The organism is bacterium (assembly GCA_035281585.1).
Lineage (GTDB): Bacteria > UBA10199 > UBA10199 > DSSB01 > DSSB01 > DATEDP01.
Genome location: DATEDP010000075.1, coordinates 1 through 13,459, shown reverse-complemented (window position 1 = coordinate 13,459; position 13,459 = coordinate 1). Strand labels below are relative to the sequence as shown.

Annotated in this window: 12 protein-coding genes; 8 read left to right on the top strand and 4 right to left on the bottom strand. The window is 62.7% G+C overall.

Annotated elements, in window-relative coordinates; translation table 11 throughout:
- The coding region (locus VJR29_06030) for a hypothetical protein (protein HKY62958.1) at positions 1-2,250 on the bottom strand (2,250 nt) is incomplete at its 3' end.
- Between the two features lie 395 nt (positions 2,251-2,645).
- Here VJR29_06030 and VJR29_06025 point away from each other — a divergent pair.
- Together VJR29_06025 and VJR29_06020 are read left to right on the top strand one after the other, a co-directional pair.
- Entirely contained in the window at positions 2,646-3,842 is a 1,197-nt protein-coding gene (locus VJR29_06025; protein HKY62957.1) for a VCBS repeat-containing protein, read from the top strand.
- A gap of 200 nt (positions 3,843-4,042) precedes the next feature.
- A complete protein-coding gene (locus tag VJR29_06020; protein ID HKY62956.1) occupies positions 4,043-4,702 on the top strand; it encodes a peroxiredoxin in 660 nt (219 codons plus the stop codon).
- Here VJR29_06020 and VJR29_06015 read toward each other — a convergent pair.
- From VJR29_06015 to VJR29_06005, 3 genes are all read right to left on the bottom strand, one after another.
- Positions 4,699-4,917, bottom strand: a complete 219-nt coding sequence (locus VJR29_06015) for a hypothetical protein (GenBank protein ID HKY62955.1) — start codon at positions 4,915-4,917, stop codon at positions 4,699-4,701. The genes VJR29_06020 and VJR29_06015 overlap by 4 nt on opposite strands.
- 10 nt (positions 4,918-4,927) lie before the next feature.
- Positions 4,928-5,674 carry a hypothetical protein gene (locus VJR29_06010; protein HKY62954.1) on the bottom strand — a complete coding sequence of 249 codons (747 nt, stop codon included), beginning with the start codon at positions 5,672-5,674 and terminating at the stop codon, positions 4,928-4,930.
- Positions 5,675-6,041: 367 nt separating this feature from the next.
- Positions 6,042-6,788 carry a hypothetical protein gene (locus VJR29_06005; GenBank protein HKY62953.1) on the bottom strand — a complete coding sequence of 249 codons (747 nt, stop codon included), beginning with the start codon at positions 6,786-6,788 and terminating at the stop codon, positions 6,042-6,044.
- A gap of 142 nt (positions 6,789-6,930) precedes the next feature.
- On the opposite strand from VJR29_06005, the gene VJR29_06000 reads away from it, so the two are divergent.
- The 6 genes from VJR29_06000 to VJR29_05975 form a co-directional block, all read left to right on the top strand.
- Complete coding sequence (locus VJR29_06000; GenBank protein ID HKY62952.1) at positions 6,931-7,725, top strand: N-formylglutamate amidohydrolase; 795 nt, start codon at positions 6,931-6,933, stop codon at positions 7,723-7,725.
- Positions 7,722-9,629: a flavohemoglobin expression-modulating QEGLA motif protein gene (locus VJR29_05995; GenBank protein ID HKY62951.1), complete on the top strand. Its 1,908-nt coding sequence runs from the start codon at positions 7,722-7,724 to the stop codon at positions 9,627-9,629. Before VJR29_06000 ends, VJR29_05995 begins: the two co-directional genes overlap by 4 nt.
- Positions 9,626-10,672 (top strand): glutathione synthase, encoded by a 1,047-nt coding sequence (locus VJR29_05990; protein HKY62950.1) that lies wholly within the window; start codon positions 9,626-9,628, stop codon positions 10,670-10,672. The genes VJR29_05995 and VJR29_05990 overlap by 4 nt, the downstream gene beginning before the upstream one ends.
- Before the next feature lie 60 nt (positions 10,673-10,732).
- Positions 10,733-11,686 carry a TerC family protein gene (locus VJR29_05985; protein ID HKY62949.1) on the top strand — a complete coding sequence of 318 codons (954 nt, stop codon included), beginning with the start codon at positions 10,733-10,735 and terminating at the stop codon, positions 11,684-11,686.
- A gap of 55 nt (positions 11,687-11,741) precedes the next feature.
- Positions 11,742-12,149, top strand: a complete 408-nt coding sequence (locus VJR29_05980; protein ID HKY62948.1) for a low affinity iron permease family protein — start codon at positions 11,742-11,744, stop codon at positions 12,147-12,149.
- A gap of 300 nt (positions 12,150-12,449) precedes the next feature.
- Positions 12,450-13,459: PA0069 family radical SAM protein (locus VJR29_05975; protein HKY62947.1), on the top strand; the 1,010-nt coding region annotated here is incomplete at its 3' end.

Here is a 13,459-nt window from a genome sequence, read left to right as displayed (position 1 = left end):
CACCAGCTGGGTCCAGCGCGGATCTTCGGTGAAGGTTTCCTTCGCTCCCAAATTGATCAGGAAGTCGGCCCCGCGGGCGAAGCGCGCGGCGGTCATGCCTTCGGAGATGCCCTCTCGCATCCGCAGCTTGTAGGGATCGCCTTCGATGTCGCGCCGGCCGGCGTGAAGCGCGCCCTGGCTGTCGGCGACCAGGATGTTTTGCGGCTCCATGCCGTTGTTGATCAATTCCTCATAAACGCCCATCGCGCCGGCACCGGCGCCGAAGATGACGCCGCGGACATTGCCCAGTCCGCCGCGCGAATCGAGCCGGCCGGTGAGGTCGGCCCAGCCGAGCATGGCGGCGGCGGCGATGATGCCGGTGCCCTGCATGTCGTCGGACCAGAGCGCGGTGTTGCCGCGCAGCGATTCGAGCACGCCGAAGATCAGCGGCAGGTCCTTGCCCTGGGCATCCTCGATATTGATGAAACCGAAATTGGGCGCGATCGAGAGCACGGTCTGGGCGAAGCGCTCGGCTCGCCAGACCCGGGCCTGCTCGGCCCGAGTGCGGCTATCGAGACCTTCCAGCTCCCGAATTTGCTCGGGGCTGAAATGGCTCCGCACGCAGAGCGGGGTGGCGCTGACTCCGGCGGTGAGCAGAAAGTACTTGGCCTTGCCCTGCATGATCGCGTCGGCCGCTTCGGCTTGGAGGATCAGATCGGGTCCGACGCCGGCGGCGCCGAGGCCGAGGATGGCGGTGCCGGGCGAGGCGATCAGGGCCCGCTCGTTCTTGCCGGTCAGGCTGTGGACCAGCGCGGGGTTCTCCCGGAGGTGCTCGACCAAGGCCGCGCCGTAGGGCGAGTATTCCTCGGGCCCGACCATCGGGACTTGGAGGGTGGTCCGGAGGTTGACGCCGATCAAGCGGGCCCGCTCCACTGCCCGGGCATAGCCGACGAGCGCGTCGAAGCTCAAATCGCCGCGCAGCTCCTGGAAATACTTGGTGTTCGGCAAATGGTAGCGCGCGGTTTGGGGGTCGAAAGCCGGCGGCGGCAAAGTTTTGGGCCCGGCCGGCGGCAGGGTCGAAGGGGCGGCGGCGGCCTCGGCCTCGACGCCGTTGGAACCGTGGTTATGGCCGTTGCTCGGGGCTTCGGGTCTTTCGGCCAAGGCCTCGCTCGAGCCTTCGTTCCGCATCGGCTCGGGCCGGCTCTCGCCGCCATTGCCGATCATGGCGAGGCCGGGACCGTTGGCCTGGACCCAGCGCGGCCCGCCGAGGATCGAGGGCCAGAGCTCCGCCGATAGCCGGCTGCGGCGAGCGCTGTGGATCGCTTGAGTTTGGGCTTCGAGAGCGGCTTCGAAGCGGCGGCCGCCGGGGCCGCTGACGCCGTGAAGGATTCGGCCGGCGATGTTGAAGTGGGCGAGCAGCACCAAGGAGTCAACCAAGTCGGTGCCGCCGTCGCGGTGCTCGCGGAGACCGGCCGCCGCTTCGAGCCGATGGCCGATCATGATCCCGCCGAGCATCGCCGCTTGGGGAAGGGCCGTGCGGCTGAAAACGTCGAAAGCGCCGCTGCCCCGGACCCAGCGCCGCAGGGCCGCCGAGGAAAGTCCGCCCATCGTCTTGAGGCCGAGCAGGGCCAAGGCCCCCGAAGCCCACTCTCGGCCGACCGCCGGCGCGCTCCAATCCTGCGGAACCCCGAAGGCGGCGCCGGCGACCTTGGTCGCGCCGGTGAAGGCCACGGTTTCGGCCAAGAAGCCGGCGCCGGTGGCGGCGGTCCGAATTTGCCAGGCGCTCTCCAGGCTGCCGGCCAAGCGGGCGCCGGCGGCGAGCCGAGTCATTCGGAAGGTCAGTCCCGCCGCTCCCATGCCGATCAGCATTTCGGGCCGGCAAGCTTCGTGAAAAAATCTTCGAGCCAGGAATTCGACGCGGGCGCCGGTCATGCCGACGCCGTTCATCGCGTCCAAGCGGGCCCGGGCCCGGCTGGCTACCGCGTCATTGCCGGAGGAGATGGTGGAATAGATCGCCGCCGCCGGCGCCAAGCGGTCGAGGTTTTCCAGCCGGCCGGCGATTTGGAGCAGGGCTTGGTCGCGGAGCTCGCGGTCGCAATCGCCGCCGAGCGAAAGGACTTCCTCGGTCGCGAAGCCCCAGGCTTGGCGGATTCTTTCCTGATCGCCGATTGGCAGGTCGGCGAATGCTTGGCGAAGGTTGCCGGCTTGGCCGCGGGCGAGTCGGGAGCTTAAAGCGTCGCTGCTCAGCGAAGTTTCCAAGAGCCGAGCCATGGCGGATGAATTTTCGGATGGGGCGTGCGAAGACACGGAACCAGCGGGCACTCTTGTGGAGGCCGCTGCCAAACCAAGAACCATATGACTCCCTCCTGCACAGAGTGAATCTGTACAGCCTATTTCTATGGCAAAGATTGGGGCGCTATAATGGAGAAGAGCTCGCGAGTCCAGCCCTCCTCGGCGGAGCATGATTTTTGGGCATCGGCCGGAAATTTGGGTTTCGCCCGGCCGGGGGAAGGGCTAAAATCGCGCCATCAAGCCCAAGAGGGCGCTCGCAACTTCGGCGAAGCCTCAGGCCGATAAGTCAGCGGGCGAGGGATCATCCGCACTCCAGCGAAAATAGAAAGGGCCATCCTATGCGGTCTTTCAGCAAAGCGCTTGGCGCGCTTGTCATGACTCTCAGCCTGGGCCTCGCCGCCTGCGGAAGCAATGGCGACGGTCCCAATCCGACGCCGACTCCCACGCCCGAGCCCACCCCCTTGGTGCTCAATTTCGGGACTCCGACCACCTTGGAAGCCGGCACCGTCCCCTCCAAGGCCCAGGCCCTCTACGTTGGAAATTTCACCGATGACGATGATTTGGACTTCGCGATCCTGAACAACACCATCGGCGTTTTCGTCGGCAACGGCGACGGCAGCTTCGATCCGCGGCAGGACGCGACCTCCTTGGTCAACGGCCCTTCGGCCTTGGCTGCCGGCGAGTTCGCCTTGGATAACATCGAATTGGTCGCGGCCTTTCCGGGCACCAACCAGTTCGACATTTATTTCGATCCCGATCGCAACGGCTCTTACGCCGACAACGCGCCCTTCAACGGCGGCGCCGGTCCCGAGGGCATCGCGGTGGCCGATTTCGACGGTGACGGCGACGATGACGTGGCCTTGCCCGGCTCCGACGGCAGCCTTTATCTGCGGCTGAACCTCGGCGGCGTCACCTTCAATCCCTTCGACTACGCCTCGGGCGGCGCTTTCACCAACCCGCGGAACCTCGTCGCCGCCGACTTCAACGGCGACGATCGCCAAGACGTGGCCATCGCCGACTTCGGCGGCGACCGCATCACCGTTTGGCTGCAAAGCGGCGACGACGATCCCTCGCTGTTCTTCGAGTCCGGCGACGCCAGCTCCTTGACCTTGCCGGCCGGCTCCGGCGTCCAAGGCGTGACCGCCGCCGATCTCGACGACGACGGCGACATCGACATCGTGGCCGCCAATCCGACGCCCGACAATATCAGCGTCTTCCTCAACAACGGCGACGGAACCTTCGCCTCGAAGGTGGACTATCCGGCCGGCCAAGACGCCTTCGCCACCGCGGTGGCCGACTTCAACCTCGACGGCAACGTCGACATCGTGGTCGGCAATGCCTTCGGCGTCGACGGCACCAACGGCGATTTCTGCGTCTATCTCGGCAAGGGCGACGGCTCGTTCGAGGCGCCCCAGACTTTCACCGCCGGCGTCGATGCCTTGGATCAGCCCAACCATCCGCGCTCGGTGGCGGTCGGCGACTTCAACGGCGACGGCAAGCCCGACCTGGTCTTCGCCAGCAGCCCCGGCGATTCGGCGGTGGTGGTCTTGAACACCTCGGCCCAGCCCTAAGCCCGGGTCATCCTGAGGAGCGAAGCGACGAAGGATCTGCGACTGCCCAAGGTAGATGGTCTACCTAGGGTGGTCGCAGATCCTTCCCCCCAGTCTCGCTTGAACCTCGCGGCGCTCGACTGGGGCCCCCGCTCAGGATGACAAGCCGCCAAATCCGTGCTAGTTCACCCTATTGTCCCAAAAACATAGGAGGAATTGTCATGGAAACGTCCACGGCCACCCCGGCCCCCAAGATCGAATTGAACGGCCCGGCCCCCGATTTCGAGGCCAACACCACCCACGGTCCCATTCGCTTTTCGGAATGGGGCAAGGATAAATGGGTCATCCTCTTCTCCCATCCGGCCGACTTCACGCCGGTTTGCACCACCGAGTTCATCGAGTTCGCCAAGCGCTACCCCGAATTTCAAAAGCGCAACGTCAACCTGATCGGCAATTCGATCGACAGCGTCTACAGCCACATCGGCTGGGTCAAGAACATCGAGAAGAATTTCAACGTCAAGATTCCCTTCCCGATCATCGCCGACCTCGACCAGAAAGTGGCTCGGCTCTACAACATGATCCATGAGCCCAGCGCGGTCACCGCCACCGTCCGCTGCGTCTTCATCATCGATCCGAAGCGCAACGTCCGGGCGATGATCTACTATCCGCTCAACGTCGGCCGCAATTTCGACGAGATCCTGCGGGTGGTCGACGCCCTCCAAACCGTCGACAAGCACGGCGTGGCTTGCCCGGCCAATTGGAAGCCGGGCGAGGAGGTCATCGTCCCGCCGCCGGTGACCATGCAGGCGGCCGAGGAGCGGGTGGCCAACAAGGAGCTTCAGGTCACCGATTGGTATTTTTCCAAAAAGAAGATTTCCTAGACCCGATCGATCTTTTTCCAGGGATTGGCGAAAAATTTTGCCGGATTTTTCGGCCGGCAGAAACCGTCGCGTAGCCGCGAGAGGCCGCGGTAGATGCCGTCGTCGATCTTCGAGGACCGCTTCTTCGGCTGGGGCCGGGCTTCGCTTGGCCGCTCGGTTGCGGGATTTTCCCGGCCGGATCGGTTTTGCCACGAAGGAATTCCCGTCACTGGCATCAATCCTCCTTTAGACCGGAATGCCGGCGGCCGAACCGCTCAAGGGTTTGGAGTAGCCTTCCTCGATCACGGTCTTACCCTGGTGCGAGAAGGTGGTGCTGTAGCTCTTGGTGGGAATTTCGCTGACCGCGGCTTTGGCCACCGGTTTGGCGGCGGGCTTGCCCACCGGCTTGGCCGCCGGCTTGGCCGTGGCTTGGTTCTTCGCTTCGAGGGCCTTGGTCTGCTTGGCATGCCAGGCAACCTGATCCTTGGTCTGAGCCTTGTGCGTGTTGTAGAGCGCGACATTTTCCTTCACTTGACCGGCTTCGAAGGCCTTCTTGTCGGCGGCCTGGACCTTGTTGAAAGTCGCGATCTGGTCGGCCTTCGGCTTTTTGGCCAGGAACTTCGCCTTCACCTCGGCTTGGTGCGCGTGGAAGACTTTTTTCTCAGCCTCTTGCTTGGCGTAAAGCTTCTTCGAATCGCCGAGCTGAGCTTGCTGAAGCTTGGCCTTTTCGATTTCCTGCTCTTGCTTGAGGGCATCGCCTTCCCGGAGGGTGCCCTTGGGAGCCTTGGCCGCGCAGAGTTGATCGAGCTTGGAAAGAGCGGTCTTCGCATGGGAGGACTGAAGATGCTGGGCCACCCGGTGCTCACCGGCATCGCTACGCAGACTGACCTGGAGGGCTTGGGCCTCTTTGCGGATCGACAAGCCATCCAGCATCCCCACCATCCAGTTCGAGCTCAGTGCGGTTTCCAAAGTTTTTGTGGCGTCCGATTTCATTTCGTTTCCCCCTATTCGGCGGCAGCATTGCCGCGATGCCTTTCTGTAAAGCAAGGCCAGTGCCAGATATTACTCGTTGAAATTATTATGATTTTTGAATAGGTCGACTTTTTATTTGCACAAGTTGAGCCAATTGACCGCTCATCTTGTGAAGAAAGGCCGCTAATAAAAAACCCCCGGCCAATATGAAGGGGCGGCCGGGGGCTGTGGGTTCTCTTTCGAGAACGGAATATTTGCTCAGCTTTAAAAGCAAGGCCGATGCCAAAATTAAATATATGATTTTATTTAATAATTTTTATTAATCGAAAGGGTCGGAGCCGGGATTTAGCACAAGATGCGCAGAAAATTTCTCAACTCGTGCGAGCCTTTATTCGGAGAGAGTCTCCAAGCCGTGAGGTGGAGTCACGCCGGGCGCCAAGGGGAGGGCTGGAACTTCGACTTGGATGGCAAAGCCGGCGATACGGACTCGGAGGCCGAGATTCTTTTTCAGCTCCTCCGAATGGGAGGCCGTCCATTCCGGCTTGAAGCTCTTGTCCTTGAGATAGACGCAAGTCTCCTCGCCGCCCTCGAGGAGGGTTTTCACGCCGTGGGGAATGAGGATTTGAATCCGGTCGCCATGGGCCACGCCTTCGATTTCAACCGTGAGCTTGGCCCCGGTCGCGCCGGCATTGGTCAGGCTGTAATCTCTATAGCGGACGGTATTGCCGTCGGCCGAGACATGGAAGACCCGGACCTGCAGTTCCATCGGGCGATCCGAAATGCTGCGGATCAAGAAGGTTTCGGAGAAAGGCGAGCCGAAGCCTAGCGGCCAGGGCAGGTCCTCGCTGCTGCCGAACTGCTGATCGAGCTCCTTGCCGTAAAAGAGGAAGGTCCAAATGTCGCAATTTCCGAGCAGCTCGTCGTCGGCCGGCGCCGAGAGCACCCCGCCGGCCGCTTGGTTGGGGCTGTTGAGCGCCGCCGGCCCGCTATCCAAGGCGCCGCCCTCATAGGTGCCGGCCCCCGAAGCGCCGGGAGCCGATGCGCCGCCGCCCATGCCGCTGCAGGCGGCCAAGAACAGAACCGCCCATAGATAAGAGATGAAGTGGATGCCTCGACCCGGCGAGAAAAAAGACACGGTGACCCCTTAGCCCCTTCCAAAGCTGATTTTCGCTCCCGCTTCCCGGTAAGTTGCCTGGCCCGAAGAATTTAGCCGAGGAATCCCTTGGGGAGCGATCTAGCCCCTGACTATACTTAAGAGGATATAACGGGGGATAACGATGGAACAGCCCTTTTGGGAATGGATTCCGGGGGAGGGGGCCGTGGTCGCGGCGGCCATCCATGACGGCCACGGCCTGCGGGCCGAGGCCCAGGAGCGGATCTGCCTGGACGAGGCCGAACGGCTGCGGGAGGAGGACCCTTTCACCGCCGCCTGGGCCGCCCTGGTCCAGCCGCGAATTCGGACTTTCCGCTCGCGCTTCGAGGTCGACCTGAATCGGCCGCCGGAGCAGGCGGTCTATCTGAAGCCCGAGGACTCCTGGGGCCTCAAAGTTTGGCGGGAGCCGCCGGCTCCCGACTGCATCGCGGACTCCCTCGGGGCTTACGGCGATTTCTATTCCGGCGTCGAACGGCGGCTGCGTGAAATCGAAGAGCGCCACGGTTTCTTCGTCCTGCTCGACCTGCATACCTACAACCACCGCCGGGCCGGCCCCGATCAAGCGCCGGCCGATCCCGAGAAGAATCCCGAGATCAATATCGGCACCGCCTCCTGCCGGCGCGAGCTCTGGGGTCCCTTGATCGACCGCTTCATCGCCGACTTGCGGAGCTTCGATTTCCAGGGCCGCTCGCTCGACGTCCGGGAGAACGTGAAATTTCTCGGAGGAAATTTTCCGCGATGGATCCATCGGACCTTTCCTCAAAGCGGTTTGGCCTTGGCCGTCGAGTTCAAGAAAATTTTCATGGATGAGTGGACCGGCGAGCTGAACTTGGACTTGCACCGGGTCCTGGGCGAGGCCTTGGCCTCGACCTTCGGGGGCCTGCGAGCTTCGCTGCAGGCGATGGGAGGGCGACTTTGAAGTCGCGCCACCCGCCGCTCTCCGAGACCTGGAACCTCGAGGTCGCCCAGCGCTTGGCCGAAGGAAAGTCGGTGCGCCGTCGCCTCCCGCCCTGGGGCCGGCTCCACATGGATCGGGCCTTGCCCTTTCTCTGCCTCTACCGCCGGCCCAAGAGCCTGGATTTCGCCGGCACCGAGCGCTTGGTCATCGCCCAGGCCTCCTACCTCATGGTCGGCGACGAGGAAATCCAGCGCCGGCCGATCGCCCGTTTGCTCGAGACGATCATCGGCGAGATGACCCGGGAGTTCGGCGCCTTCCTCCTGCTCGAGATTTGGAACGGCCCGCCCTCGCGTAAGCGCGGCCCGGCGGTTCATCGGCCGACCTTTCGAGTCTGCGCCCGGGACAGCGCCGCGATCGCCCCGACCGCCCATGCCTTGAATCGGGCCTTGAAGGAATTCAGCCTCGGCGACCAAAGCTCCGAGGTCGATCTCGATCTCGGAGCCCATGAAACCGCGCCCTACTTGACTCCGCTCTTCGACCGGCGGAGGTGCGAGGCCTTGGGCTTGAACCTGCTGGGCCTCGAGATCGGCCCGATCCATTACAACCTCAAGGCCCATCAGATTTATCCCTTGCTGCTGCGCCAGCTGCAGCGCGGCCTGGACCGGGCTTTCCAAAAGACTTTCTTCGAATTCATGAAGACCCGGACCACCCAGCGGCCGGCCAACTACCAAGTCTTGGGCCGGCGGGCGGTGGTCAAGGCGGTGTGGGAGGTCGATCGCCAGCTCGCCGAAGTCAGCAGCGCCTTCGATTTCCTGCTGCAGGTCACCCCGGTGAACGCGGAGCATGCCTGGCGTCGCTTCAGGCACGAGGGCTACGACAAGGAGCCGGTCTTCTATTACCGTCACTTGCCGGTCGATCCCTCCCTGCTCAAGCGCAACCTCTACGCCGTTCCGATCGAGCGGGTCGAGGACCCGACCCTGGCGATGATCTTTCGCGAAAAGCAGGAAGAGTTGGAGCGGGAGCTGGGGATGCTGACCGACCGCGGGACGCCGCGCTTCATTTACGGAAGCCTCCAGCTTTTCGGCGGGGTCAGCGCCGAGCTCTTGGCGCTGGCCCAGCGGCTGCTGCGGATTTTTCCGCCGCGCAGCCGCGAGGAGGGCCATGCCGGCGCCTTGAGCGCCGAAGCTTTCGCCCGCCGGGCCGAAGAGGATTTCCGCTACTATCGGGCCCTCTACCCGGCCTTCAAGGCCAAGGTCGAGATCCGCGACGACATCGCTTCGGGGATGATGGTTTCGCGGGGCCGCCTCTTGATCGCCCGCGAGACTCGAGTTCCGGCTTCGCGGGTCGATGCCCTGCTCCAGCACGAGGTCGGGACCCATTTGGTGTCCTACTACAACGGCCGAGCCCAGCCCTTCCGCCAGCTTTACTCCGGTTTGGCCGGCTATGAGGAGCTCCAGGAAGGCTTGGCGGTGCTCGGCGAGTATTTGGTCGGCGGCCTGAGCCGGCCCCGGATCCGGCTCCTGGCCGGCCGGGTCTTGGCCGCGAAAGCCTTGCTAGACGGGGCCCAATTCGTGGACACTTATCGCTTGTTGAACCGGGATTATGGCTTCGAGCGCCGCACCGCCTTCACGGTGGCCCTGCGAATTCATCGGGGCGGCGGGCTGACCAAGGATGTGGTCTACCTCCGCGGGATCAACGAGGTCGTCCGGTATTTGCGGGAAGGCGGCGAGCTCGAGCAGCTCTTCGTCGGCAAGATCGCGGCCGCCCATGTGCCGGTCATCCGGGAGCTGCAATGGCGCGGCGTCCTGCGGCCGGCGCCGCTGTTGCCGCGCTATCTCCAGTATCCTGAAGCCCGGGAACGATTGCAGCAGCTCCGTCAGGAAACCAATGTGCTCGAGCGGATGGTGAAGAGAGGGATGATATGAAAATCGGATTCGTGGTCAACGACATCCAAACCGAAGAGCCGGGCTACACCACCACCCGCTTGGCGATGGCCGCGGTCAATCGCGGCCATGAGGTCTGGGTGATGGGCGCCGGCGACTTTGCCTACGATCCCGACGAGGACATCCACGCCCGGGCCCGCAGCGTGCCCAAGAACAAATACAAGGTCTCGGACATTTTCCTCCGCGATCTCCAAGGCAAGAAGGCCAGGACCGAGCGCATCACCGTCGACGCCCTCGACGTCCTGATGCTGCGCAACGACCCTTCGGCCGACATCGCCCACCGGGCCTGGGCCCAAGCCGCCGGCATCACCTTCGGCCGGGTGGCGATGCGCCACGGCGTGATCGTGCTCAACGACCCCAACGGCCTGAGCCGGGCGATGAACAAGATGTATTTCCAGCTCTTCCCCGAGGACGTCCGGCCCAAGACGATCATCACCCGGGAGCGCGAGGAGATCCGCGACTTCGCCAAGCAGCATGGCGGCAAGGTCGTGCTCAAGCCGCTCCAGGGCTCGGGCGGAACGAGCGTCTTCTTGGTCCGGCCCGACGACATGGCAAATCTCAATCAGATGGTCGAGGCGGTGAGCCGCGACGGCTACGTCATCGCCCAGGAATATCTGCCCAAGGCGGCCGAGGGCGACACCCGGCTCTTCCTGATGAACGGCGAGCCCCTCAAGTACAAGGGCAAGTACGCGGCCTTCCGCCGGGTCCGCAGCGGCGAGGATTTGCGCAGCAACATCCACGCCGGCGGCAAGCTGAAGCCGGCCTCGATCGATTCGGCCGCCCTGCGGATCGCCGAGATCGTCCGGCCCAAGCTGGTCGAGGATGGGATGTTCCTGGTGGGCTTGGACATCGTGGGTGACAAACTCATGGAGATCAACGTTTTCAGCCCCGGCGGCCTGGGCAGCGCCCAGAAGTTCGAGGGGGTCAACTTCACTCACGCCGTCATCGAGGCCCTGGAGCGAAAAGTCGAATACATGGGCTATTATCGGCGAAATTTCGACAACCGGGAGATGGCGGTTCTCTGATGCCGATTGCGGTTGAAATCTCCGGCCGATTTCCCCTATGCAGGGGGCCGGAGAAACGCAATGACCCTACAAGGCTGGCTCTGGACCGGTTTCCTGATCTTCATCCTCGCGATGCTGTTGTTGGACTTGCTGGTTTTCAACCGCAAGGCCCATGCCATCAAGATCAAGGAGGCCATCGGCTGGAGCATTTTCTGGATCGTCCTGGCCCTGATCTTCAACGCCGGAATCTATTATTTCGAGGGCCATGACCAGGCCCTCCGCTTTCTCAGCGGCTACTTGGTGGAGAAGTCGCTCTCGGTCGACAACCTCTTCGTCTTTTTGCTGATCTTTTCCTATTTCCGAGTCCCCAGCATCTACCAACACAAGGTGCTTTTTTGGGGGATCTTCGGGGCCTTGGTCTTCCGGGCGATCTTCATCTTCGCCGGCATCGCCCTCTTGCAGAAATTCGCCTGGCTCTTCTACATCCTCGGCGCCTTCCTGGTCTTCACCGCGATCAAGCTGGTCATGGAGACCGAGAAAGAGATCCACCCCGAGAAGAACCCGATTCTCAACTTCGTCCGCCGCCTCATGCCCTGCACTTCCGACTACGAGGGCGACCGCTTCTTCGTCAAGAAGGGCAACCGTTGGTGGGCGACGCCGCTCTTCATCGTCCTCATCGCGATCGAGACCACCGACGTCATCTTCGCCGTCGATTCGGTGCCGGCGGTGTTGGCGATCAGCCTCGATCCCTTCATCGTCTTCAGCTCCAACGCCTTCGCCATCCTGGGGCTTCGGGCGCTCTTCTTCGCGCTTTCCGGCATGATGCAGGCTTTCGTCTATCTCCACTACGGCTTGGCCGCCATCCTCGGCTTCATCGGCGTGAAGATGATCCTGGCCCACTGGTACAAGATCCCGATCGCCTATGCCCTGGGCTTCATCGCGCTGTCCTTGGTGCTGTCGGCCCTGGCTTCGGTGATATGGCCGCCCAAGGAGAAGCTCGAGCCGGTCAACGCCGATCCGCCGGCCTTGCCCTAGAGCCTCCGAAGCATTTGGCTAAATCCCATCCCCGGGGTTAAACTCGCCTTCAGCTATGCGAAACAAGAGCCTATTTGCCCGCTTCGCCAACGCCGCGGCCCGCAAGGCCGGTCAACCCTGGGCTTTTTCCATCGCCTTCGGCGTCATCCTGGTTTGGGCCCTTTCCGGGTTTTTATTCGATTTCAGCGACACCTGGCAGCTCGTCATCAACACCAGCACCACCATCATCACTTTCCTCATGGTCTTCCTGATCCAGAACACTCAGAACCGCGACAGCGAGGCGATGCACCTCAAGCTCGACGAGTTGCTCCGTTCCCACAAAAATGCCCACAACGCCTTGATGGATTTGGAAGAGTTGGACGAAGAGAGCTTGGACAAGCTCCGTGATCATTACGAGGAGCTAGCTCGCAAGGCTCGGGCCGGACAGAACATCAAGGGTTCGCCGGAAGTCGATCTTTCCTAGAATCGATGCTCGCGCTCGAAGTCCAGGAAAAGTTTGAACCCAAAAATTTTGTGTATTTGCCTAAGGTAGGTCGGGGAGGGCGGGAACTCCTCCGAACGGCTTTTGGGCCGTCGATCACCTTGAAGCATCCAATAGATATCGACTGACCAAGCTTTCCCCGGCCCGGCTTGAGGGCCGGGGAAAAAAGAGAGGAGGAGTTCCCGCCCTCCCCGACCGGGCAAAAACACCCAAGCCAGCGTAGTATCGGAATCACCTTTTCCGTCTTGCCTAGCAGCAACTTTTCAGCAAGCCTTCCAAAGCATGGCCATCGCGTCCCACAAATCCTTCGGCGAAACCCCCAAGGGCCGCGGCACCGGCGAAAATCCGCCGAACCGCTTCGAGCAGCTCGCCTGGGAAGACGATCCGGCCGCGGCCGACCCCGAAAGCCCCGGCCCGGCGACCCAATTTTTCAAGGACAGCTCCAAGTCGATCATCACTTATAACGACAGTCCCGACATCCCCTTCGAGGCCAGCCTCAATCCCTATCGGGGCTGCGAGCACGGCTGCGTCTATTGCTATGCCCGGCCCTATCACGAGTACTTGGGCCTTTCCTCGGGCCTCGATTTCGAGAGCAAGATCATGGTCAAGCTCGAGGCTCCGGCCCTGCTGCGGAAGGAATTGAGCGCCAAGAAATGGCAGCCCCGGGTCCTGGCGATGAGCGGGGTGACCGACTGCTACCAGCCGATCGAGCGCAAGCTCGGGATCACCCGCGGCTGTCTCGAGGTCTTGGCCGAGTTTCGCAACCCGGTCGGCATCATCACCAAGAATCACATGGTCACCCGGGATATCGACCACTTGTCGGAATTGGCCCGGCAGCGGGCCGCCTTCGTGACGATTTCCATCACCACTTTGGACCCGGAGCTGGCCCGGATCCTCGAGCCGCGGGCCGCCTCGCCGCGCCATCGGCTCGAAGCGGTCGAAAAGCTGGCGGCGGCCGGCATTCCGGTTGGGGTCAACGTGGCTCCGGTGATCCCGGCGATCAACGATTCCGAGATCCCGGCCATCCTGCGGGCCGCGGCCCGGGCCGGAGCCTGCCAGGCGGCCTATGTCATGCTGCGCTTGCCTTTCGCGGTGAAGGACCTCTTCACGGCTTGGTTGGAGGAGCATTTCCCGGATCGCCAGGAGAAGGTTTTGCACCGGCTCGAATCCTTGCGCGGCGGCAAGCTCAACGATCCTCGCTTCGGCAGCCGGATGCGCGGCGAGGGAGCCTTCGCCGAGCAGATTCGCCAGCTTTTCGTCATGGGCCTGAAGAAATCGGGGATGAAGATCCG